Source organism: Paenibacillus liaoningensis (genome assembly GCF_059609455.1).
This window is the reverse complement of record NZ_JCAALU010000016.1, coordinates 104,393-129,171: the sequence shown is the minus strand read 5'-3', so window position 1 is coordinate 129,171 and position 24,779 is coordinate 104,393. Positions and strand designations below refer to the sequence as shown.

Below are 24,779 nucleotides of genomic sequence, written 5' to 3'. Positions count from 1 at the left end.
TATAACTAAAATGTGCGGCTTTTCATTCTCGTTCTCATTTTCGTTCGTCCCAGCCTTCTTAATTCTATTATAACGCCTGACGCACAACATTACGAAACGATGGGTCAAGCATAGCAATCTGCGCTAAACAGCTAGCAACGAAGCGCTTACAAAAATATCAACCGCTGTTTTTAGCATGAGCCTGCTCTTAAATAAAATAAATTCGGTCTTGCTATAAGGCGCAATTTAAGATACATTATTAATTAATTGATCAGTTATTTAATTAATTAAAACTTCGTTTAAAGAGAGGGGAATCCATTTGGCTAGACCCGTCAATGAAGAAAAAAGACTGGAGCGGCGCAAACGCATCCTAAAAGAAGCGGTTATCCTGTTTGCAGAAGGCGGCTATTCTAATACCACAACGGCCATCATTGCGGAGAGGGTGGGCGTGACTCCTGGAACCATTTTTCAATATTTCGCTAGCAAAGAAGCTTTATATTACGCCGCCGTCCTTGAGCCGCTTGCTGATATTCAGCTGAAGTCGCTTGCTTGTCTCCAACAAGAGGGGACACCGGGCGCATTGATTAAGAACATGGTGAAAGAACAATTCAACGATATCTATTCCTATACCAATGAATTGCGGCTTGCCCAATCTGTTTTAGGACAACGAACCAGATTTCCTGAACTTACACAGAAGGTTCTTGAAAGCATAAAGGTCATGACCGATGCGATCGAATCCGTCTATGCCAAGGGTCAGCTAATGGGAGAGTTCGACAAAAGCTTTTCTCCAGCAATGATCTCTCGCAGCTACATCTCTTTTTTAAATGGAGTGGGCTTAACTCTTGGAGAAAATATTATCCATCATCCCGAGTGGGAAAATCTGAAGGGGCATGCCTATTATTTGTTCGCCCCCATACAACCTAGAGAATAACTGGAGGAGTCAGAATGAGCCAACTATCCTTACAACCGGACCAGACAATTAATGTGCGTGTGAAAAAACGGAAGAAAATTTTATGGAGCCTAGGAATTGCGCTTTTGCTTGTGGCGGCTCTTGTATTTTTTATCTCTTATAAAGTAGTAGACACTTTGCTGCACCATCCTAGAGACACTAATGTCAGCTACGAATTGAATATCGAGAAAACTCCCTTCGAAGAGGTCGAGTTCCCAAGCTTGAAAAATGATAATACGATTAGAGGCTCCTTTTTTCCTGCAAATAATCTTTCTGGTGAAGCAAGCAATAAGACCATTATTGTCGTCCATGGCTATACGAGCAATCGTTTAGTTAAAGGGCGGACCCCAAAGCTAGTAGAGCATTTCGTTCCGAAGGGCTACAATGTATTGGCATTTGACCTCAGCTCGCAAGGAAATTCCAATGGTGATTTGATTACACTGGGCCTCAATGAAAAATACGATCTGCTAGGAGCTGTAAGCTATTTAAAATCCAGAGACCATACGGGTGATAGCATTGGCGTTATCGGCTTTTCAATGGGTGCTGCTACTTCCTTGCTAGCCGCAAGTGAAAGTGATGACATTAAAGCCGTCATTGCCGATAGCCCTTTTCGTAATGCTGGTCTATTTTTGAGAGAAGGTTTGCCCTTCTTTTCAGGCTTGCCTGCGTTTCCATTCAGTTATACATCGACATGGATGGCAAATTGGGCCTTTAACGTTGATCTAAATTCCATATCTCCGATGGATGCGGTAAAAAAGATGCAAAACAAGCCCGTTATGCTCATTCATGGTACAGGAGATCAGCAAATTAGTTATAAAAATACGGAAGTGATTTTCGAGTCCTTAAAAAATAATCCAAGTGCAGAAGTATGGTACCCGCAAAATACGGAGCACATCGATGCTATTAACCATTACCCTACTGAATATTTTCAAAGAGTAGATCGCTTTATGGATGAGTATTTAGGGAAATAAAATACCCTTCCTTATATAGAAGCAAGGTACAGACTCCTCAAGAAATGGAGAAGAGCTGTACCTTGCTTTTGTTAAATGGACTTTTAGTGGCCTCCGGGCATTCTATGAAAAGACGACATGCAGCTTTTATGCAAGCAAAAGAGTTCCTAATTCAGCACCTTTATTGCTCACAAAGAGCGCGAACGGGACGCATATTGCAAAATAGCGGCGGCTGCCCGTTCCCGGCGCTCTACATCTTCACTCTGCATCGCCAGTCTTAAAATGTCCACCGCTTCCCTTATTGTCGCATGATCTATGGCAAAAGTCTGCTCACTCTGTCCGCCGCTTTCCCCAGCACCGCTCAACCAGAGCTCCATCTGCCAATCGGTTACGGGATGCTCGTACATAGCGGGAAATTGCCCTTCGGCTATAAATGACTTTAGCTCTGGGGCGGCCATGGCTTGCGGCAAGCTTTTGAGCCAGGTCACACCTCTTCGATGGCAGCTGCCGTCCTCCCTATTATCCGCGTCCAACACATAATAATAGTCGCCCAAATCGCCAAAATGCACCTTGTCCCCATCCACTAGAAGCACATAATCGCCATCAGCCATCACTTCCACGAACAAACGAAGCTCCACGATACGGCTAACAAGCGCCGCACCCTCCAGAGCATCGGCCTCAATCAACCGTGCCTTGCACGCTTCCTCGTCGAATGGCTCCAAATTTCCAAGCCCCGGGCCATACAAGCAAACGAAGTTATCCTCCAAAAACGCCTTGCTCCGGCTTATTCCGCCTACATCCGCTTGCATCACAAACAACTGCAGCCTGCTCACCTCCGCTTCATTCTCTTTGAGCCTATTATATCTTTTTATCCGCTTCAGGAAAAAGCCGCTCAAGCTAGAACGTGCATGAAAACGTAAGTAAATCCTATCTAATAGAAGCCGGCGTCAAACGTATCGTCTCTCCAACCACGCTTCTACTGGGAATGTCACACCTCATATTTGTAGATTTACGTACCAAGAGGCAGCATTATCTTCTTAGTTTCAAGGGTTTTATATTGCGGCTTGCACAAATATAAATTTGGCGGACACAGCAGCACCTATTTTAACAGAAACAGGGTTAAAACACAGTTCGCGGACTCAGGAGCAGCTATTTCGCTGCAAATGCCCATTTTGCCGGGATAATGAGGGCAATAACGGATCTCCTGTCCGCTTACGGCCTGAAATCGGTTCAAAAGCCAGAATAGCGGAACCTCAGTCCGCCAAAAGCATCAAGTGCCTAGAGCTGCCGGGAATCAGCAACAGTAACAACAACAATCACAAGTTGCGGTTCACAAGCCTTGAATCGGCGGATGCGATGGTCCTCGAATCATGGCGAACCTATTGAAGTTAGCCAACGATCTCTCTGGGAAAAAATAAATCCCGCGCGCTCCCCATCATACGAGGAAGCGAGCGGGATTTTCGAGCCTGCAAGCTGCGATGCTGACCTGTCTTGCCGATTATCCTTGAAGCATGTAGCCTATAGGAACATGCTTGCTTAGTTCTGTTCCGAGCATGCAGTCTATCGCCGCATTCTTGCTTATTTCTGCTTCAAGTATGCGATCTACTGCCCTATTCTTGCTTATTTCTGCTACTAGAATGCGGCCTATCACCCGCATTCTCCTGCTCCTAAAGCTTCAGCAGCTTGAAAATCACAGCTGCTGCCTGCGCTCTCGTCGTCTGCCCTTGCGGACGGTAGCTGCCGTCTTCGAAACCGTTCACTAAGCCCGCCTGCTGCATTGCGCTGACGGCCTCCTGTGCGAATCCGCTAATGGACTGCTCATCTGCAAAGGAAGGGAAAGGCTTCGTGCTTGCTGTGCTTTCCCATGCGATCTGCTCCGTTGCACGGGCCAAAATAACAGCCATTTCCTCGCGCGTAATCGCGTCATGAATGCCAAACGTCCCATCTGGGCGCCCTTTCACGAGGCCCAGCTTCTCTGCCGAAGCAACGGCCGCTTCATACCAAGCGCCCTGCAACACATCCCGCAGGCTGCTAGTCGCCTGCTCGTCAATCAATCCGAGCGCGCCCAGCAGCAGCTGGACGAACTCCGCTCGCGTGACGGCCCTTGACGGCTCAAACCTGCCGCCGCCCGTTCCGCTCACGATTTCGCGCGCTGCCAGCGCTTCAATCATCGTTTGGGCCCACTTCGCTTGGCCCAAATCTCCAAAAGCCACATCCGCATAAGCGATCGCATAGCGGCTGAAATGCTCCGGCTGGAAGCGAACGACTCCAGCCGCCTCATCAACCTTCACGTTGCGCACGACTTCCAGTGCGCCGTCCTCGCCTACATAATAGACGACGACTTTGTGCGCTTTTTCGCCTGCTTTTAGCGTATATGCAAGCTCCACCGTTACTGGCGCATTATGCTTCTGCCCAAAGGCATGAATTTCCTTGCCGTCTACACTCAGCTTGAAATCATAAACGGGGTGATCGCCTAATTTCGTCTGCACATTAGCCGGCAGCTCCGCAGCTGCCACTTGGACGGCTTCCAGCGTTAATTTCTTGGCGCCTGCCGCCACAATTCCCCCGGCCTTCGTAATATCCACTGTAATCTGCACAGCACCCGCCTGTACGATGATGAACCGTACTTTGGGCTGATCCCCTGCCAGCATCAATTCCATAGGAATCTCCACTTTCGCTCCTGCTACGGCTCCCGCCTTGCTTGGCTCAAGCTGAATGCGCAGCGTATTAGCCGATTGCAGGCTAGCTAGCGCTTTCGCCATATCGCTTGCGCTCAGCTGCGCCTGCAGCAAGCCGCTCGCATCTGCTGTCACCTTCACGGTTAGCCCGTTTGCGCCAGCTTCAACGCTCGTGCCGCTGCCCGTCGATCCCGTACCTGCTCCACTCGACGTACCGCCGCCCGTTCCACCACCCGGCGTACCCGGATCTGTTCCACCGCCCGGCGTTCCCGGATCTGTTCCGCCACCCGGCGTGCCCGGATCTGTTCCACCACCCGGTGTGCCCGGATCTGTTCCACCACCCGGCGTGCCCGGATCTGTTCCGCCACCCGGCGTGCCCGGATCTGTCAGCGTCTTCGCCGTCAATACGGCTGATCTATCCGATTCTCCCGCAGCGTAAACGGCGGATACCTGATAAAAATAATCCGTATTGGCGCTCAGGCCACTATCCGCATACGATGCTGTGCTGATTGGCTGGGCGTTTGCCAGCACGTACGGCCCATTTTCATCCGTCGCACGATAAACGTTGTAGCCGCTCACGCCTGCGAGCGCTGTCCATGCCAGCTCAATCGCTTTGCCCGTCGCCGCGTTCACTTTCAGGCCAACCGGCGTCTCCTTCGTCGGCTCCTCCTGAACCGTCGTCCCATACACCTTCACCTCGCCAAACTGCGGCGTATACCAGTTGCTTGGATTGTTGCGCAGAACGGCATCGACCATCTGCACCCTTACGTACCTTGCTTTGCCGCTCAGCTTATCGGAGGTAAAACCATAGGTTTTATTGTCCGTCTTATCTAGCGCCGTCGTAAAGGTAACGCCGTCCAAGCTCGTTTCGATTTTGTATCTGTGATAGCCTTCCGAGCCATTATGCAAATACCACGAAAGCTGAATGTTCGTCAGGCTATACACATCGCCAAGATCGACCTGCCACCATGATGGCCAGCTGTTATTCGCTGCGACCCAGCTTGTCGTGTAGTCGCCATCGTTGGCGTAGGTGGCTGGACTGTTTTCCAGCTCGCTCTTCGCTATGGCTGGCTTGCCCTGCGACAGCAGCTCGCCGTTTTGCTCGGGAACGACTTCGCCCGTTGCCTGGTTGTAGTACACTTTTTCATAATAATCATATTTCGCATAGCCATTGCCCAGTGTAATCGGCAGCCAGTGCTGCTTCGCCTCGCCCGCCCCTGCTACCCAGCGGTTCGCCATATTCACAAAGCTGATCCCCGCGGAGCCTTCCATTTTCCAAATAAAGCCGGATTGCGCCGAGAAGTTCGAATTATTGCCGATTCTGCGCAGGTCCGTCCAAGGCCCTGCAAGCGAAGTGGCGGAAGAATACATGCCCTTGCTCGGGTACCAGCCTGCCGCCTCAGAGGTGAACAGGTAATAGTAGCCGTCTTTCTTAATGAGCGAAGGAGCCTCCCGATGCTTGCCCTCATATACCTTGAGCACGACGCGCTCTACCGACAAATAGTCCGCAGACAGCTCATAAATAAACAAGTCCGCATTCGTGTTGCCCGAGGAAACGATATAGCCTTTGCCGTCATCATCCTTGAAGAAGGTAATATCGCGGGAATCGTTGCCTGCCGGACGCACACTGCCATGGAACGTCAGCGCCCCGCCGGGATCGCCGGAAAGCACCGCCGCTCTGCCGAGCGAGTAGTCCTTGTTATTTTCATAATGCAGCCAAATGACGATTTTGCCCGTTGCTTCGTTGTACGTGAAATTCCACGCCTCGAATTTGCTAGCCGCAAGCTCTGGATGAGAATCGCGGGTCAGCACCGTATCCACGAACGTCCAGTTGACTCCGTCTGCCGATTGATGCAAATTCACCTGCTTGAATCCGTCTGTATCTGATACATATTCATAATAGTAATACAGATTTCCCAGCTTCAAAAAGCCGTCATGCGTAATCGTTGGCGTGTGCGTCACATTGCCCGCATCGTCAAGCCATACGTTTTCCTTCGTATTGTCATACGCAGCCAAATCAGCTGATGCAATAAATGTCCTCGCATGTGCGGACTGCGAAAGCTCCGAGCCGCCGCCCGGATGGGTCGCCTTCACCTTATAAAAATACGTTTTGCTGACCGCAAGCCTGTTGTCGTCATACGCCATCGCTCTTCCGTTATACACCTGCTCATACGTGCCGTTTTCACTTTCCGAACGATATAGCGTGTAGGCCGTTGCACCCGGCACGCTTTGCCAGTTCAGGCTGATGGTCGTGACCTCGGCAGCAGCCGATGTTTTTACAGCAGTCGCCAGCAAGCCTTGCGGCACATCCAGCTGCATGTCGGACGAATAAATTTTCACCTCATGCAGGCCTCGGTACCAGGTAACCGGCTTATCGGCGTTGTTCGTATGTCCAAACTGCCCCAAAATCGTCAGCTTCACATATCTGTATTTGCCTGTAAGCTTGTCGCTGTTGAAGGAAGGCGTCTTATTGCCGCTCTGGTCAATAAGCAGATCATACTGCTGATCATCTACGCTGCCTTCCACTTTATACGTGTAATAAACCTCCGAGCCATTCCACTCTTTCCAGCTCAGATCAATGCGGCTCAAATCATATTCCCGCTGCAGATCGACCCGCCATGTTGTCGGGAACGAGGTGCTGCCAGAATCGAAGAAGTTATCATTGCCGCCATCATTGTTCGTATCCTGAAAATACATCCCGTCATTCGCCATCGTCGCCGGGTTGCTGGACGCTTGCGAGCTCGCCACTACAGGCTTGCCCTGCGACACAAGCAAATCGGTCGCCGTCTCAAAAAGTCCCGTCGCCGCATTCAAATCCAAATCTCCGCTGTTCGTAATGGATGCGATGCCTTTATCCATTTCTAGCGGCAGCCAAATATATTGCGAGTTCATCAATGCCGACGGATTCCAGCGGTCACCTACATAGACGTAGGAGGTCGTTTCGCTGCCGTAGACGCTGAGAATGAAAGACGGCTGCGTGTAATACGTCGCCGGATCACCGAATCGCTTAAGCTCGGACCAATCGCTAAGGCTGTTAATCGACTTGGCGCTTGAATAGTAGCCTTGATTCGGATACCAGCCGGACTGCCCCGAAGTGAACAAGTAGTAGTACCCGTCCTTCTTCACAACGGCTGGCGCTTCCCTTCTGACACCCGGGAACAGCGTATACATATACTTCTCCGTGTACAAATAATCGTCCGTCAGCCTGAACACATTCAGGTCGGCGTTATTGTTCGAGGATGCGAATAAATACGCGCTGCCATCGTCATCCTGGAACAGCGTAAAGTCACGAGCCTGCATCGCCCCCGGCTGGAAACGATTCACGTACTTGTAATCGCCGTCTACGGTGTCGGATACGGCTACGATCATATTCGCCTGATTGTAGTTGCCCGCTTCCTCCCAATGTCCCCATAACACATATTTGCCTGTTTTTTCGTTGTACAGCACTTTAGGCCGCTCGATTTTTGCAGACGCCAGCTCCGGATGGGAGGCGGTCGTCAGCACATTGTTGCGGAACTCCCAATGCTTGAGATCCTTGGATGCATATACCGAGACGCCTTTCAGCACCGCCGAATTATGCCCTTTATCCTCGCCGAACCAATAATACGTGTCCGCTACTTTGAGGATATAGCCGCCGTGAGCCTGAATCATGCCGCCCTCGTCATCAAACCAGTATTCGCCGTTGCGAATAACGTCTGCTTTGCCAGTATTGTCCTGCACCTTAATATCTGCCTTGATGCGGGTAGACGTGCCTGTCACGGTTCCCTCAGCCTTGAAGCTGCCCACACCTGCATAAGCGGAAGGAGCGAGGGGATCCCACTGGACAGGAAGCGTCGTATACTGATTGTTCGTATAATCGATTTTCACCCGATCCGGGAGCCTTGGCGCGCTGCCCTTTTCCGTATAGATCGTCATGATCGGATCAAGCGTCCTCGGTACAGATAGGCCATGTACTAGTCGGCTCCAAGCCGCTTCATCGATGCGCTTGAAGCTGCCCGCCAGCGCACCGGACGGGAGCGTATAGGAGCTAGCTGCCTCCTGCGTCCACACGCCCGCCACATCCGTAGCGGAAGCTAGCGTCCACGCGCCGCCTGAATACGTATATTTCAGCCATTTATCTTCGGAATTCAGCTTGAACGTATCGGCTCCATCCGCGATAGGCGAAACGAATGCCGCGTTCGTGCCCAGCTCCGTCCAGCTTTTCCCGTTGCGGCTCACCGCATAATGCAGCGTTTCCGTGCCGCTGACCAGCTTGTTATAAGCAAATAAATAAGCGGTATTTGCATCCTGTTCCAAAATTTTAACGTCGAACACTCGCGTTTTCGATACGCTGCCCCGCGTAACGGTCGCCGTCAGCTTAACGAGCAAATCTCCTTCGCCAATAGCGGGACGGCTAACCATGCCGTCTGGGCGCAGATTAACCGGATGATCCGACTGCCACGAAATTCTCGTGCGGTTCGCCCCTGCATCCGGCAGGCTGAGCTTCGCTGTCGCCCCATCGGCATGCGCGACCGCAAGCGCTTCCTTGTCGTTTTCGACCGCTGCCTCGTCTGACAAATCTGCCAGTACCTTGAGCTGGAACAGCTTCGTGTCTGACGCATTGCCTCGCTTAATCGTCACAGTCAACGTTACGTCCACGTCTGGCTGTCCAAAGGCAGGACGCGTGACCTTCCCAGCCCTATCAACAACTGCCGGCTGGTCGGATTCCCATGCGAGTGTCGTGCCGTTAGCACCTTTAGCTGGCAGCGCAAGATCGGCCATCACCTTGGCCAAATCGCCGGGCAGCGTCACAGCCGCCTTATCTGCCGCTACTTTAGCCTGATCCTCCGGATACGTGAACAAGGCCACCTCCTTCGGACCCAACGCCCGATTGAACACATAAAAATCATCGATTTTGCCGTCAAAATACGGATCAGAGCTAAACATCGATCGGCCGATATAGTTCAGCGTCGTTTGGCCCAAATCCTTAGGCTTCAGCGTCATATTCGCATTGCGCCCCACCTCTACGCCGTCCACGTACAACACGCCTGTAGAGCCCGAAAGCGTCATCGCATAATGAACCCAGCGATCAGTTGCCTGCTGTGCAGGGCTGACGCCGACAATTTGCTCGCTGCCGCCATTTTTCAAGACGAATCGCGACTCATTAGCGCCCGTTGCTGGGGTAAAGAATATATAATTGTTCGTGCCGAGCCCGATATCGAACACACGAGTCCACTGCTTGAGCGTGTCCTGCTTCACCCAGAAAGCAAAGCTGACCTCGTTCAAATCCTTCAGCATGCCCGCAGGAAGCGATACATAGCCATTCGAGCCATTGAGATCGACGGCTCCGCCCGATCGGCCGGTTGTCCACGATGCCCCGCCGGTAAGCGTTGCTTTACCCTGATTGCTGCTGGCGCCAAGCGGCGATACCTGTGTCCCTGACGTTTCATTGAACGGATATGCCGCTACAATGCCCGGCAGCAATTCTGGCGATGCCGGCAGTACCAGCACCGTCGTCAGCGAGATGGTAGAAGAAACAACCTCATACTTGTTGACCTCCGCTGCAACCTGATAGTAATACGTTACGCCGGAAGCCAGTCCCTTGTCCTCATAGTGCTTATCTGTTCCTACATACACCGGAGTGAAGCCCGCGGCCGCATCAGTCGAGCGGTACACGCGGTAGGTAGCTCCCGTTACCGTACTTTCCCAGCTAATCGTTGCCGCGGAAGAAGTGATGCCCGTTGCCTGCAAATCGCTCGGAGCCTCCGGCTTCGGACTCGGAATTTGCCAGATGCCTACATCATCCAGCGCGCTTTTTTCCCAGCGGGAGCGGAAGCCCGCTTTCCCTGACGTAAGGGAAGTATCTGTTACATTAAAAATAAGCTTATCATCCACGTAGGCTTTCATTTTGCTGCCTTCGACGATTATGCGCATCGTGTACCATTGGTTCACATTAATTGTAATCGGATATTCTCCAAGCGTTGTTGTAGTACCGCCTACCCGTTTGGATAGGGAGAACCGATTATCCCCCAGCTGGAACATATAAAAATTGTTCACATCGCTGTATCGTGCCAAAATGCCGGGAAACGCTCCCGCAGCCACTTTTTTCACCTTGGCCTCGTACACGTAGTCGCTGCCAATATCCTGATTGACGGATGCAATGGCCTCGTCCCCCGCGCTTACGTACAGCACCTGATTGCTAGCCGAAGCCGGATCAGCTGCTGCTTTAATAATGCTGCTGTTATTAACCGTCCACCCTTGCAAATCTCCATCCTGAAAATCATCCGTAAACAGCGGTTCGTTGGCAACAGCTGCTGCCTCCTGAGCGACGAGCAACTGCTGCTCTTCCGCTCCTCCTTGTCCCTCTTGCGACTCCCCTGTTTCACTTTGCTGCTGCGATTGTTGAACTCCTTCTGCTGTAGTTACCGTTTCTTCTAAGGCCAGCGCAGATTCTGCCGATGCCGTTGCCGTATAGACAGGCATGATCCCAGGCAAAACGATCATCAGTGCCAGCACAAGCTTGGATAGTGCAGCTATGGATTTTTTCAATTGCGACCCTCCCCCATTTTTTTCACGTTGACCTTCAACCCAGATAAATGGTAAGCGCTTACAATTGTTGGAGGAAGAGAATGGCTTTCCCCCAACCCGGCGCCTTCCGGTCTGTATTTAGCTTAGCCCAATGCTTGTACAACACGGAAGAGCAACAATACAAGCCTAGTGAACAATGTGGCGTTTTCACGACTGAACTATTTTAACTTTGGTGAACTCTTGAAGTATGTTGTACAGCCTTTCCCATGTTACTATAATATGGCATCTATCAGCACTCTGTTTATTAGGAGGAAAATGCCTTATGAAAGCTGTAAACGCCACAAAAGAAGATATACAGAGCTGGCTGGCACTGGCTTCCGAGGTCGAGCATCTTTTTGGCCCAATGGTAGACAGCCCCAAATTCCTGCAAGCTTTGGAGAAGAACATACAGCAAAATCGTGCATTTTGCGTAAGAGAAAAGGATGGTCCGCCAGGTGCGCGCTTGCTAGGGGGCTTGTTATTTTCTTCATCACAGGCCCCTCTCTATAAAATTGGCTGGTTGTCTGTAGCAAGAGAAGCCAGAAGCAAGGGGGTCGCAACTTTGCTGCTAAATCATATTTTGATGTTAATCCCGACATCATCAGAGCTGACCGTCACGACATTTGGCGAGGATGTATTAGAGGGTCTGCCCGCAAGAAGGCTCTACGAGAAATTTGAATTTGTGCCTTTGCCATTGGCCATACCGGCTGGGCCAGAAGGCGGCTCACGGCAAATGCTCAGGCTGGCCATCAGCTCCTGACGGGCTGAGACAAAAGCGCATAAAAAGCAAAAAAGATCACCCTCTCCTTCCGTGAGGTGTGATCTTCTTTTTGTCTGCTTAAGCGTACAGCGTCATCCGCTTCATCTGGTCAGTACTATAGGGCCTGAGCGGGTAACCGCGACGGTATGCTTGACATGCGCTGTCGCAAGTCCCGGCTCGACACTAGCAGCGTCACCCGCCAGTGCGCCTAATCCCACAATCAAATCAATCGTCAAAATCATGCCTTCTGCCAATAGCTCCTCCGGCTGCTCCACCGGGCGCATCTCTCCCTGCTGAAGCCGCTGGAGAATGCCATGGACCGCAATATCCGGCATGCTGTTCATGACCAGACAGCCCGACTTGGCCGCCGAAGTATGGATAGCCACGATGATATCTCCGGCGCTTTTGCCTACTCTCGCTTCGGCAATGCCGCGATTCAGCGTGTGCTGCGCCGTGCGCAGCAGCTTGCGTGCCAACGGGGACGGCTCACCTATTGCATACGTCCAGGCAAATTCAGCTGCTCCGCCATCCACCCCGGCTATCATTTCGATTTTGACCATATCACCGCTGGACAGAGGAGCCGTTCCGGGAAATCCTCCCCGCAGCATGCCGTTTACCGAGGCATAAATGGCGAACGGATAACCTTTGCGCCCCTTATAGGCCGGAAATGCCCCTCTCTCCAGCATGAATCGCTCCGTAAACCGCTCAATCTCAAGCGTCGTCACCCCACAGGTAATCCGCTTTGACAGCTCCTTGTGGCATGCAGCTATAATGCTCCCTGCATGCTGTACATACTGCTCTTCCATGCCAAGCGCAAGCTTCGTCAGCATATCCAAACCTCCCTCCTCTATTCACCATATTCGAGGAGCAAAGCGGTCATTCTCACGAATGTGAACAAATTATGGATTGCGGTGTTTTCTCTCATTCCCTTCAAACAAAAGGGCCCTATTCCCCTTGAAGGGAATAGAGCCCGTATAACCATGCGATTAGCCGACTGAGGAGTTGAGCTTGCCCATTTCATCTTCCACCAGCAATGTTAATTCTTCCTCGTAGCCGCCGGTAATCCGGTACTTTCGAATGTAATCCCTAACAAATTTGCGTGAATCCTTGGGTTGGAAAATTCTCGTTAGTTCTTTCAGGCTTTCCTTGACTTCATTCTGGCTGTGCTTCGCCATGAAATCTCCTCCCTTAACGTTGGATGGTCGTCCTAAACAACAAATTCCGAGAACACATTCGGCTAAAACACCGCCGGACTCCCATCGGTCAAGCGTCACCATGGTTTGATGATTCAAAATGTTTGAACTTTTCTTACTATTATAACATTTATGCTACACTTGGGAAAGCATGCATTTGACGGTCTCGTCTACCAAGCGTATAATTTATGCGAAATCAGCGCTAGTCAGGCGTCCTGTCCAGACGTGAATCACGCTCCTCCTCACCAGCGGAAGCCTCGTCAGCACTAGCATGACGCTCTATGGATGAACGGACAGAAGCTGCGCTCCGGTCTTTATGAAACATTCGTAAATAGGCGACAACTCCGAAAATAGCGACCGCAATACCGAATGACAGCACCAGCGCAGTGACCCAGCCCTGAACCATTATCCCAACTCCTCTCTGATAAGGTGAAACGGCTGTCGCTTGCCCTTGGCCGCGAAGCGCGTTTCAGTCCAAAAAATATAGAGAAAGGATCACGTTAGGATATCCTTTCCTATATTTTAAGGTGAAACGGCTGTCGCTTGCCCTTGGCCGCGAAGCGCGTTTCAGTCCGAAAAATATAGAGAAAGGATCGCGTTAGAATATCCTTTTTCTATATTTCAAGGTGAAACCTATATATGCTTATAATCTTACATATCGGCAAAAAGCCGCTTGTTTTCAAGCTACAGATATTTCCAAATATAGGTTACATTATAGCGAATATCCAGCCTAGCTTCAACTGTCCTAGGAACGATCTTGCCTAGCCAAACCATAATGTAAGCCCTTTCTTTTATTTGGCCGAAAAAACCTCCGCTTCCACACTTTCCTCGGAACGAAGGCTCGGCCTCAAGCATCCTATAAGTCTTAAGCAGCAGCCGGAGCCTGTTTGCCGCAGCTATGCAAAGTCCGGCATAATCTCCTGAATGCAATCCGGCGACTCGTACGCTTCATTGCCTACCGCATTCGTTACCGGATATGCTCTGAGCTGATACGATTCCAGCGGGTCGAGATGCTTGCGCAGCGAACGGAAATCATGAATGCGCGGATTGAGCCAATCTTCCAGCCCTTCCTCGTCGAGCACGATGGGCACGCGCGGCTGCCAGCCGGATAACGCACCTGAAGAATTAGCCGTAATCATCGTAAATGCGCGTACTTCCTGTCCCTGATAATTTTTCCAGGCATCAAAGAAACCCGCTACTCCAAACAATCGCTGGCTCGGTACCACAATATGCATCGCCCGCGGCTCGCGCTCCTGGCCATATTGCTGCCAGCCAAAGAAGCCGCTGCACGGTACAACACAACGCTGCCTGCGCAGCATCCGCTCGAAAAACGGCTTTTCAGACAAACGCTCGCAATCCGCATTTACGGAATCCTTCGCCCAGAACGGAAACAGGCCCCATCTGGCATCCTGAAGCGTCCGCTCGCCTAAGCGGTCATTCATCACAATCGATACCGACTGGGTCGGCGCTATATTAAACCTTGTCACATCGCAATCAATTACATTCCCAACCTGAAACGAGCGAACCAAATCATCGACACTTGCCTTTACCGAATAACGTTCAATCATCTGTATATCCCCCTCGAAGCTGTGCGGGCAAGCTTTCCGCAACGCTCAAAATATCGTCTTGCCCATTATTTGCATAAGAGGAGGGTTTTTATTCGCTTCTTGGCTTAATTTGTCGTAAAACGCTTGCGGAATTTAAGCGGCGGCATTCCGGTATGGGAGGCAAACAGCCGCGAGAAATGCGGGGTTTGCCGGAAGCCCGTTTCCTCCGCGATGCGGGCGATCGTCCAGTCTGTCTTAATAAGCAGCAGCTTCGCCTGATCCAGCCTATAGTAGAGCAAATATTGCTGCGGCGTACAGCCGAACACCTCGGTCATACAGCGCGTAATATAATTGGTATGCAGCTGCAGCACTTCGCTGAGCATGCCATTGCTGATCGGGCTGCGGTAATTCATTTTCAAGTAGGCAGCTGCACGCTCCGCCACCGATACGCCTGCTCTGGCAGCATCCGAACGCCAGCCTTCATCGAGCATTTGCAGCAAATGCAGAAAACGCTGCTGGCGCTCCCAAAATGCACCATGCGACGAGCTTTGCGCGGCATCATGCAGCTGTCCGAAAATGAGCTTCGCTTCGTCTGGATAGGACAGATGGATTTTTTTCGGCAGCCGAATAGCATACGTATAATAATCTCCCCGCAACGAGCCCGATTGACTCCCCTCTGTTTCTTCCCATGCACCCACCGTTTGAAAATGTACCCAGTCAAACACGGTCGTCTCCTGGCAGGGCTGATACGAATAATGATAGCTGTCCGGCCTTAAAATAAGCACATCCCCAGGGCCCAGCAGCCATTTACGCTCCCCTTCCGAAAGATGCAAAGCGCCTTCATGGACAAACAGCATATCGAATACGCCAATATTGGTCCGGTTCGGAAGTTCCTCACCCGCTTGATACGTCCTGCGGTTTGATTCTATAAAAAAGGGCAGCGGCGGCGAACGAAACGTTAGCAGCAGTTCCTCTGACACGACAATCTCTCCTTGTGCAACTATGTAAGTTAGTATTTATGTATTGCCCCATGTTACATAACTAACAATCGTTTGTCTACCTTTGCCGCCGGATGCGTCATAAGGGAGCAGGCGGCTTGCACGGCAAAAAAGCTTGACGGACATCGTTGTCCCGCCAAGCTGGCTCTCGCCTTATTTTTCCATCGGTTATTGAAGCGCCTGAAGGCCGCCTTTATCGTAAAAAAAAGGGCCTTTGGACCAAGCTGAGGCCAAATGCATCAGCAGCTCCGTCTTAAGACGCTCCCGAGTGGCCGCATGTTGGTCATCACTATATAAATTATGCCATTCTCCTGCGTCGTTCGCCAAATGATACAGCTCGCCCTTCGTTTCGTCTACGCGCGCCGCTGCATCCCGCACCGAACCATCGATGTAGAGGATCAGCTTCCATTCCTTCGTTCGCCACATATAGACGGGCGCCGAATGCGGTGCGGTTACCCCCTTGCCGTGAAATTCGCAGAAGCTTCCCCGCCGCACCGTCTCACCGAGCAGATCGAAGCCCGGCAGCATCGGATTGCGCTCAAGCCCTGCAGCCGCAGTCAATGTAGGCACCAGATCAATTAATTCGGCTGGCCGCTCATCCTCAGTGCCCCACTTATGCTGCTGAATATAGGAGCCCGACAAAATCATCGGCACCCGCACGCTGCTGTCATACAGATTATATTTATTGAAGCGGTAGCGCCGTTCGCCCAGCATTTCGCCATGATCAGAGACGAATACAATGAGTGCATTTTCGAGCCGGCCCTGCTGCTCCAGCTTGTCCAAAGCAAGGCCAAAATAATGGTCAAGCCACGAGCAATTGGCCCAATACCGCAGCGTTGTCCGTCTCTGCTCAAGTGGACTCATCTGCTCCCAAATGCGCTTTTTCTCCAAATAAACCTCTTTGCTGTTCGCATTTAAATCATCGGTTGCCTGTAGATGCGTGTTCTCTTCCACCTCCCAAGGCGGCTGCGGAATATCGGGAATTTGCTCCAGATCATACAAATCCTCAAATTCCTTCGGCACATTCAAGCCCGCATGCGGTTTGAGAAAAGATAGGTAGAAAAACAAAGGCCGCGAAGCATCCAGCCCTTCATCGATAAAAGCAAGCGCCTGCTCCGCCACCCAGCCGTCGCGATGATGGTTCAGCGGCAGCGTACTGGTTAGGCCAATGTAGCCGTTCGAATTTTCCTCGCCGCCCCCGAAGGAGGCCGTTTCCCGGTGATACGCTTCGAGCGCCTCCGGGTTGACATCGCCCATCATAATCGCGCCTGCCTCATAATGCCCGCTTGTACGGGACAGCCCGACTGCCCGCACCTCAAAGCCTCGCGTATCCGGCTCTTCCACGCCCTGGCCGTGGTTCCAGTGGGTTTTGCCAAAGCCCGCCGTCTGATAGCCGGCCCGCTGCATAATAGCCGGAAGCGGCTCCGCTGGCAGCCGGCTCTCGTCGAACAGGCCGCCGTAATTCGTGCGGACGCCCAGCTGCGAAGGGTAATAGCCCAGCATCATGGAGCTCCGGCTTGGGACGCACATCGGCGACTGGCATACCGCCTGATTGAACGCAATCCCTTTTTCTGCCAGCTTGTCAATGTTTGGCGTATGAATATGGGCATTGTATTTGCCGATACAATCCCATCTCTGCTGGTCGGTCATTAGAAATATAATCGTTGGCTGTTCTTCTGATTGATTGGCCATCGTTCACCTCTTCTTCCTGCTTTTATGGTTACTATATGGTTGCCTTATGATTGCTTTAAAGTTAGGCTCGGGCCTTATTTCCCCTGCCCCAAGCTGTGCAAGCGGGTCGGCTCTCCCGCACTCCGAACGACATCGCGGTAGCGGCTTGGCGTAATGCCCTCGCTTTTTTTGAACGTTCGATTGAAGTAGCTCGGCTGGTAGCCGACCAGCTCCGCGATTTCATTCATTTTCAGGTCGGAATGCAGCAGCAGTTCCTTCGCATGGTTTAAACGAACCTTCGTTAAATAATCGATAAAATTGCAATCAAACGCCTGCTTAAAGGATCGGCTAAGCGTATAGGAATTCATGCCGTAGGCGTCAGCAAGCGCTTCAAGCGACAGGACAGAGGCATATTCATTGTCCACATGCTCCTTCATCTTATAGATGGCCTGCTGAATTTGCTTCTCCTGCTTGCCTGCAACCTCGCGAATAAACACGTCGACCACTTGATGACGGAACCACCATAGCACATCGTGGGTATGGTTCAACTGCTGCAGCTCATCAAGGAGCAGCCTGCCTTCGAACAGCTGTACAGGATTGGCGCCAGCCTGCATCATTGCATGCTGAATCGTTCCAAGCAGCTGCAATAGACGATACCTGAGAGCCTGCTCGCCTGCCGCATCGCCACCTTCCCCAGATGCCTCTGCAGCAGAAGCCTCTCCGGAAGCCAGCTCGCCGATGAAGCGGCTAATGCCTTCCATCGCTTCCTCCCCGCTGCCGCTGCGTATCGCATAGACGATGTCATTTTCGAGCGCAAAAGGATAAGGGCTATCTGCACCGGAGGCTTGCTGCTCCTGCTGCGCTAGATCGATAACCGTTTGCGTGCTCGCAAGCAGACGGTGGCGCAGCGTTTGCTTCGCTTTCTCGAACAGCGTGGGAACTCGGCGCAGCTCAAGCACGGTACCCGCAACTACAACCGTCAGGCGTAGACCAAGCGTCTGCTCCACCTGAGCAGTCAACTCGCTGGCTAAACCGAGCAATTGCGTATGCTGCTCATCGGCATTCGACTCGCTGGCATGCCGTTGACTACCGGATGGCCCAGCTTCGCTCTGTTGATCAGCTGGCTGATCGGCTTCCTGCTCTAGTGCAGCCAAATCGCTAGCCGCATCCAGCTTAGGCAGCGCCAGCAGCACCCCAATCGAGCCATCGTGAAAATGCAGCTGCTCAGCAGCATAACCCTGCCGCACTGCAAGCTCCGCCAGCAGCTCGGATACTTCAAGTGAAGCGATATCGCCTTCACTTTGCCGCGGCGACGACTCGCTGCTTCCGAAGCCGCTACCGAAGGAGCCACCTCGAAACTGCACGACCAGCGCCGCCCAGCTGCCGCCGTCCTGCGCAGCCGCGCCCCCGAGCTGCTCCAGCCGCTCCCGCAGCTCCGCTTCGGCAAGCTCAGGCAGATGGCCCTGCGCCAGCTGCAGCAAGAAGCTCTCGCGGATGACTGGAATATGATGCTCCAGCCTGCTGCGCAGCGTCTCACGCTCCCTTTCCATTCCCCGCCAGCGCCGCTCCAGTGCGCCCAACTCGTCGCGTCCCTCCTCCCGCTGCCTCAAACCGCCGCCGCTGCGCTTGTCCCCGATCAGCCTTGCCAGCAGGCCGGCCACCGGAGAATAGATGCGCAGCGAGCCGATCCATGACAGCGCAAGTGCCAGCAGCAGCCCGCCTGCGCTAACCGCTAATATAAAGCGCGAAATAAGCAGCGATGGCGCAATAACCGCCGTCATGGGCGCAGCGGACACATAAATCCAATCCGTACCGAGGCGGCGAAAGCTGCCGTAAGAGACGGAATATGCCTCATCGCCATATTCCAAGCGCAAGGACTCGCCTGAGCCGCGATGCTGCAAGTAGACTTCGCGCAGCTTTGCCGCAAGCGGCGATGCGGGCTCGCTGCCATTCATGAGCCAATTGCCCTCGCTATCGAGCAGAAAGGTCTCTCCCTCTGTATAAGGCGTGAGCGTATCCAGCAGCCGGTTCAGCTTATTCTCGTCGATCGTCGTCGTCACAATGCCCAGCGGCTTCTCCTCTCCGCCCGGCAGGCGATTGACCAGCATTGGCGCTTTGCCGCCTTCGGATCGGGTCCAATAGGCGCCCACAGACTGACGAAGCAGCGCTTTATATTGCTCGAGTTTGTCCAGATCATCGATAAAATCATAGCGGTCCGGCTTCATGACTAGCGGCTGCGGATACAGCAGAAACAGCTCCGCCTGTTTTACTAATGTATGCGAATTGTTCATAATGAGCAGCGTGCGGTACAGCTCATGCACCTGCTTGTATTTATAGACGAAGTCCAGCTGCCGCAGCCGATTATCGAATACGGGATCGAAAGCCCATTGCGAGAAGGACAGCTCAAGCGCCGACAGCTGCTCATCTATCGTCCGCGCCCGCTGCTCGATCTGCTCATGGTGCAAATGCTGGAGCACCGTTTCCATTTTCACCGTAATCGATTTATGCATGACAATTCCCATCACAAGGCCCGGAATGCAGGCGATGAGCAGCACAAGCGCCAAACTCCGGCGAAAATAAGAGCCGCGCAGCATAGCCGCCGCTTCCGTGCGCCTGCCTTTTCCTAAGCCCTCTGCAAAACGTCTGATTCCCATCGCCATCGCCTGCCTTCCTTCGTTTTTTAAGCCTCAACGCTTATGGCATGCGGCATGCAGCATGTGCCCGTTGCCTACCCTTTCACAGAACCGACCATCGCACCCTTGGCAAAATGCTTTTGCAAAAAAGGGTACACCAGCAAAATCGGCGTTATCGCGATAATAACGGAGGCCATCTTGAGCATTTCTGACGGCGGAGCCTCCACAGCCTGGCCTGGAATGGTCAGGTCGATGGTTGAGGCGCTTTTCAGCATATTTTGCAGCAGCACTTGAATCGGCCATTGCGCCGCATCATTCAAATACAGCAGCGCCGAGAAAAACTGGTTCCAATAGCCGACGGCGAAAAATAGCCCGAATGCCGCCAGCGCCGGCAGCGACAGCGGCAAAATAATGGTCAGCCACGTCCGCACCGCGCCACTGCCATCCATCGCTGCCGATTCGCCAAGCTCGGCGGGCAGGCTGTCGAAGAAACCCTTCATCAGCAGCACCGTCCAGCCGTTCGCAAGCGATGGCAAAATGAGCGACCACAGGCTGTTGATCAGCCCCAGCTCTCTAACGAGCAAATAATGCGGAATGATGCCGGGGCTGAACAATATCGTCAGCAGCACCAGAAGCATCAGCGGCCTGCGCAGCAGCATCCGACGCTGTGACAGCGCATAGGCGAAGGACGAGCTGATCGCAAGGCTGCACAGCGTGCCGATGACGGCCAGAAACGCGCTATTGCCGAGCGAGCGCGGGAAAGCCTTCGTCGAAAGTAAATATTCGTACGCCTCGAGGGACCATTTTTGCGGAAACAAAACGAACTTCTTAAGCAGAAATTCGCTCGGATCGGTGAACGAAACGATAAACACATAATAAATCGGGAATACCGTCACCAACGCCAGCAGCCCGAGAAACAGGCCATTAGCCGCTTGGAACACACGGTCGCCGAAACGTTGCTTCATATTGCATTGCTCCTTTTAGTAGACGCCATCCTCGCCCAGCCGCTTCGCCAGCTTGTTGGCAAGCAGCACCAGAATAAGGCCGATGACAGATTTGAATAGCCCGACGGCCGTACTGTAGCTGAATTGGCCCTGCTGAATGCCGACCCTGTACACATACGTATCGAATACTTCCGCTACCTCGGATACCGCCCCGTTATACATGAGGAAAATCTGCTCGAAGCCCACATCCATAATGTCGCCCAGCCGAAGAATGAGCAAAATTACGATAACGCCGCGGATGCCCGGCAGTGTAATATGCCAAATTTGGCGCAGCCTGCCCGCTCCATCGACACGTGCCGCCTCATAAATTTGCGGATCAATGCCCGCAATCGCCGCCAAAAATACAATCGTGCCCCAGCCGCCTTCCTTCCACACCGCTTGCAGCGTCACGAGCATCCAGAACGAATCCGGGTTCGTTAAAAAATCAATTCGCGGTTGCCCAGCGGCTTCAAGCATCGCATTGACAAGCCCCTCCCCCTTGCCCAGCAGCAAAAAGGTCAGGCCGGCAATGATAACCCATGATAGAAAATGCGGCATATAAATGACCGTCTGCACGATCCGTTTGTACAGCATGCTGCGCAGCTCATTCAAACAAAGGGCCACAATAATGGGCACGGGAAAAAAGAGCAGCAAATTCAGCAGGCTGATCGCCAGCGTATTGCGAAACAGCAAAATAAATTCCGAATGAGCGAAAAAACGGGCAAAGTGGGCAAACCCGACCCACTCGCTGCCTAACATTCCTTTGAACGGAAAATAGTTTTGAAAAGCGATCAGTACGCCCCACATCGGCACATATTTGAAAAGAATGAAAAATAACAGCCCTGGCAAAGCCAGCAAATAAAGCGATTGGTCGCGCCGAAGGCTTGAACGCAGGCTTTTCCAATATTTTTGACTGCCGCTGCTTCCCGCGTTCTGCTTGTTGCCATCAGCCACTGTTATAGCTGCATCGGCATCGGTTGCTATTTTAACTGTCGTTTTAGTTGTCGTTTTAGCTGTGTTCTCCGTCGTCGTGTCATATGAATGTATTGGGCTCATTAAACGCTGCCCCTCCTCACCCTGCCGCACCGCTCCATGAAATGGGTGGGCGCAGCAGGTTGATTTTATATTATTCCTATGCACTTAATTGGTTTTAAGATAATAGCATAGGTGTTTTGCTTTGTAAATCTTGTACATCTACTTCGCGTTTCGATTCAAATACGATTCCGTAATTTCCTCGGTCATTTTCAGCACCTGAGGGTCCTTGCGCGTTGCTTCTACGAACGCCGTCCAAGCGCTGAGCGGCTCGCGTCCGAGGATGATTTTCGCCTTCAAATCCTGGATTTTTTTGTTCAGCTCTGGCAAAATCAGTTGGCCCGTCTCCGATTGCAGCCCCGCGGCAATGTTGGCAGCGTACGTTTTCGCCCGCTCTTCATTGACCTTCTGGAACAGTTCATTTGCTGCCGTCTCTTCTTCCGTTCCAGCTTTCGTATCCCATACGACATCGCTCACGTTCACAATATGGTTGAAGTCGGACGCATTATCGGCCTTCAGCTTCTCGCCATCGACGATTTTTTCGCCATTTTCCACACGATAATGGATACCCTCCAGCCCATCGCGCTGAATGGCATATACATCCTCATTCATCCACGTATCAAGCAGCTCCAAAATCCGTTTCATCTTCTCTTCCGGCACATTCTTCGGAATGGCAAGAATCCCGTTGTAGCCGCCGCCCTTCGGATTGTAGCCGTTCAAATTCGCCAGCGGGTAAAAATCGGTATATTTAAAATCAGGAGCCACCTTCTTAAGCTCATCGGCATAAATATTTTTCATCGTTCCCGTCTTGTCGACGATAATGCCTGCTTTATTCGCCTTGAACAAATCGCGCACCTGCGTCAGCTTAAGCGACAGCAAGTCCTCCGGCATCATTTTATTCGCATAGGCCTCTGTCAAATACGCAAGCGACTGCTCCGTTTCCGGCAGGAACGCGGTAAAGATCATTTGCTTGGTCGCCTCATCCCACTTCCAATTGCCGTTCACTCCTGTAAAAGAGCTCTCGATCGCGCCCAGAACAGGCCCGATATTGCCGCCAAAGCCAAGGTCTGCCGGATCAATGTAGGCAGCAAGTGCCGTCGTATCTGCCACACCGTTGCCGTCCGGGTCATCTTGAACAAATGCCTTCATAACGGTTTTCAGCTCATCCGTCGTTGTTGGCACCTCAAGGCCGACCTTATCCAGCCAGTCTTTGCGAATAATAAAGAACGATTCTCCATCGACCGAGCGTGGACGCGGCACGCCGTAATTGCCGCCATCTGACAGCTTCGTCGTCTCCCAAGCGATATCCGGAATGCGGTTTGCGAGATTCGGGTAATCCTTAATATAATCGGATAAATTCCAGAAAGCGCCTTGCAGCGCCATATTCATAAACGTGCTTGCGAATGGATCATTAACCATAATCAGATCGGGAATTTCGCCCGAGGCGAGCGTTAAATTCAGCTTCTCTCCATATATGTTGTTGGAAATCCACTGAATGCTCATTTTCGAATTCGTCGCCTTTTCAATTGCGCGTTTAATGACATTATCATCGGCAGCTGGCGTTGCGCTTGGCGTAATCGTCATAATGCTTAGCTCAAGCGGCGCTTCTGCGCCTTCATTGCCCGATGAAGCGCTTGGCGAGCTACTGCTGCTCTGCCCTCCTTGGTTCGCACCTGCAGACTCAGAAGCTTTTCCGCAAGCAGATAGCAGCAAGGTCATGACGAGCAGCGCCGCCATCCCTCCGCGAGCCCATCTTTTTTTCCTTATTCCTGAACGTATTGCCATATCCACCTGTCCCCTTCCATTTCCTCAAAATTTTCATTTATCCCATGGGTATAATCGGCTTTAATGCAGCACATTCCCGCCCGCAACCTGTCTTGTACTTTATACAATACGGCAATTTCCTGCAACTTCACTTTTTTGCACAGCCGTATTTCCCCTGTATTTTCGCGGTATAATGCGTATTTCAGCTCATAGTGCTACCTGATAGCAGGCATGAAAAAAGAGCATCATTCGATGAACCATCGAACGATGCTCTAGCTTACATAGTAAGGCTGGCTGACTTTTGCAGGACGGCCTCGGCCGCTGCTTCAGCCGTCTTGGTGAAGCATTCGCTGCGCAGCGGGCAGCTCCGGCATTCCGCCGCATTGTTGCTTTTGCGCAGCCGCTCGGCTTCGGGCAGCATAGTCTGCACGAGCCTCATATAATCCAAGGACTGCGGAATATCTGCGCCGCTTGGATAATAGGAAATCCGCTGGCCGCTCATCACCGACAAGACGTCGATCCGGCTCGGCAGCTTGCCGAAGGCGCTGTTACAAAATACGGCGGTCATGTGCTGGAACGTCAGGATGACATCCTCATCCTCGTCCACAACAAACTTTTGCACAATATAGTCGGTATTCGTCCCGTACGGATCTTCGGCGACAATTTGAAAAATTTGCGTCAGCTCCATATCGAGCGGCTCCACAAAGGTGCGATGCTGCTCGAATCGGATAATCGGCGCCGCCTCTTGCTCCTCCATTAAAAATGCCGTCAAATGTGCAACCGCTTGCAGCTTCGAATCCCAATAATGCTCGGCATTATCGAATTTAGCTACTCGCGCTGTCCACCAGCGCTCTGCCAGCTGCTTCACTACATCGGCTGTACGGGCTTGGGGCGGAAGCTCATAAAAATCATTCACAATATGGCTGACAGCGAATTGCATAAGCTGGCGACCATTCACTTCGCCTGCCCGTTTCTTCGCCGTCTGCCTTTTTATGAACCGATAGGGGCAGCGCAGCAGCTCTTCCAACTTGTAATCCTCAATCAGCTTTACTGCTGCGGATTGCTCCATAATCGGCCACCTTCTCTCTTTCAGGTC

Annotated in this window: 16 protein-coding genes; 3 read left to right on the top strand and 13 right to left on the bottom strand. The window is 52.1% G+C overall.

Annotation, left to right across the window (positions count from 1 at the left end; genetic code table 11):
* Positions 1–298 precede the first annotated feature (298 nt).
* Together AC6B99_RS24395 and AC6B99_RS24390 are read left to right on the top strand one after the other, a co-directional pair.
* Entirely contained in the window at positions 299–910 is a 612-nt protein-coding gene (locus tag AC6B99_RS24395; RefSeq protein ID WP_494863874.1) for a TetR family transcriptional regulator, read from the top strand.
* Positions 911–924: 14 nt separating this feature from the next.
* Entirely contained in the window at positions 925–1,899 is a 975-nt protein-coding gene (locus AC6B99_RS24390; RefSeq protein ID WP_496664428.1) for an alpha/beta hydrolase, read from the top strand.
* 167 nt (positions 1,900–2,066) lie between these two features.
* Here AC6B99_RS24390 and AC6B99_RS24385 read toward each other — a convergent pair whose 3' ends face one another.
* Positions 2,067–2,711, bottom strand: a complete 645-nt coding sequence (locus AC6B99_RS24385; protein WP_056031741.1) for a hypothetical protein — start codon at positions 2,709–2,711, stop codon at positions 2,067–2,069.
* An 834-nt stretch (positions 2,712–3,545) separates the two neighbouring features.
* Positions 3,546–11,084, bottom strand: a complete 7,539-nt coding sequence (locus AC6B99_RS24380) for an immunoglobulin-like domain-containing protein (protein WP_496664427.1) — start codon at positions 11,082–11,084, stop codon at positions 3,546–3,548.
* 301 nt (positions 11,085–11,385) lie between these two features.
* Here AC6B99_RS24380 and AC6B99_RS24375 point away from each other — a divergent pair, with 301 nt between their 5' ends.
* Positions 11,386–11,862, top strand: coding sequence for a GNAT family N-acetyltransferase (locus AC6B99_RS24375; RefSeq protein ID WP_496664426.1), 477 nt, complete (start codon positions 11,386–11,388; stop codon positions 11,860–11,862).
* 101 nt (positions 11,863–11,963) lie between these two features.
* On the opposite strand, the gene AC6B99_RS24370 is transcribed toward AC6B99_RS24375, so the two are convergent.
* The 11 genes from AC6B99_RS24370 to AC6B99_RS24320 form a co-directional block, all read right to left on the bottom strand.
* Entirely contained in the window at positions 11,964–12,692 is a 729-nt protein-coding gene (locus AC6B99_RS24370; RefSeq protein WP_056031754.1) for a M24 family metallopeptidase, read from the bottom strand.
* 156 nt (positions 12,693–12,848) lie between these two features.
* Positions 12,849–13,037, bottom strand: a complete 189-nt coding sequence (locus AC6B99_RS24365) for a hypothetical protein (RefSeq protein ID WP_046229494.1) — start codon at positions 13,035–13,037, stop codon at positions 12,849–12,851.
* Positions 13,038–13,257: 220 nt separating this feature from the next.
* Entirely contained in the window at positions 13,258–13,461 is a 204-nt protein-coding gene (locus tag AC6B99_RS24360) for a hypothetical protein (RefSeq protein ID WP_056031757.1), read from the bottom strand.
* A gap of 490 nt (positions 13,462–13,951) precedes the next feature.
* Positions 13,952–14,623, bottom strand: a complete 672-nt coding sequence (locus AC6B99_RS24355; RefSeq protein WP_056031760.1) for an SOS response-associated peptidase — start codon at positions 14,621–14,623, stop codon at positions 13,952–13,954.
* Between the two features lie 104 nt (positions 14,624–14,727).
* Positions 14,728–15,582, bottom strand: a complete 855-nt coding sequence (locus AC6B99_RS24350; protein WP_496664425.1) for a helix-turn-helix transcriptional regulator — start codon at positions 15,580–15,582, stop codon at positions 14,728–14,730.
* Positions 15,583–15,768: 186 nt separating this feature from the next.
* A complete protein-coding gene (locus tag AC6B99_RS24345) occupies positions 15,769–17,292 on the bottom strand; it encodes a sulfatase family protein (RefSeq protein WP_496664424.1) in 1,524 nt (507 codons plus the stop codon).
* A gap of 74 nt (positions 17,293–17,366) precedes the next feature.
* Positions 17,367–19,931 carry a helix-turn-helix domain-containing protein gene (locus AC6B99_RS24340; RefSeq protein ID WP_496664423.1) on the bottom strand — a complete coding sequence of 855 codons (2,565 nt, stop codon included), beginning with the start codon at positions 19,929–19,931 and terminating at the stop codon, positions 17,367–17,369.
* 68 nt (positions 19,932–19,999) lie between these two features.
* Positions 20,000–20,869, bottom strand: coding sequence for a carbohydrate ABC transporter permease (locus AC6B99_RS24335; protein WP_056031773.1), 870 nt, complete (start codon positions 20,867–20,869; stop codon positions 20,000–20,002).
* Between the two features lie 15 nt (positions 20,870–20,884).
* Positions 20,885–21,943 (bottom strand): ABC transporter permease subunit, encoded by a 1,059-nt coding sequence (locus tag AC6B99_RS24330; protein WP_494879017.1) that lies wholly within the window; start codon positions 21,941–21,943, stop codon positions 20,885–20,887.
* 138 nt (positions 21,944–22,081) lie between these two features.
* Entirely contained in the window at positions 22,082–23,704 is a 1,623-nt protein-coding gene (locus tag AC6B99_RS24325) for an extracellular solute-binding protein (protein ID WP_494879018.1), read from the bottom strand.
* A 256-nt stretch (positions 23,705–23,960) separates the two neighbouring features.
* Positions 23,961–24,752, bottom strand: a complete 792-nt coding sequence (locus AC6B99_RS24320) for a hypothetical protein (RefSeq protein WP_494863865.1) — start codon at positions 24,750–24,752, stop codon at positions 23,961–23,963.
* Positions 24,753–24,779: the final 27 nt, after the last annotated feature.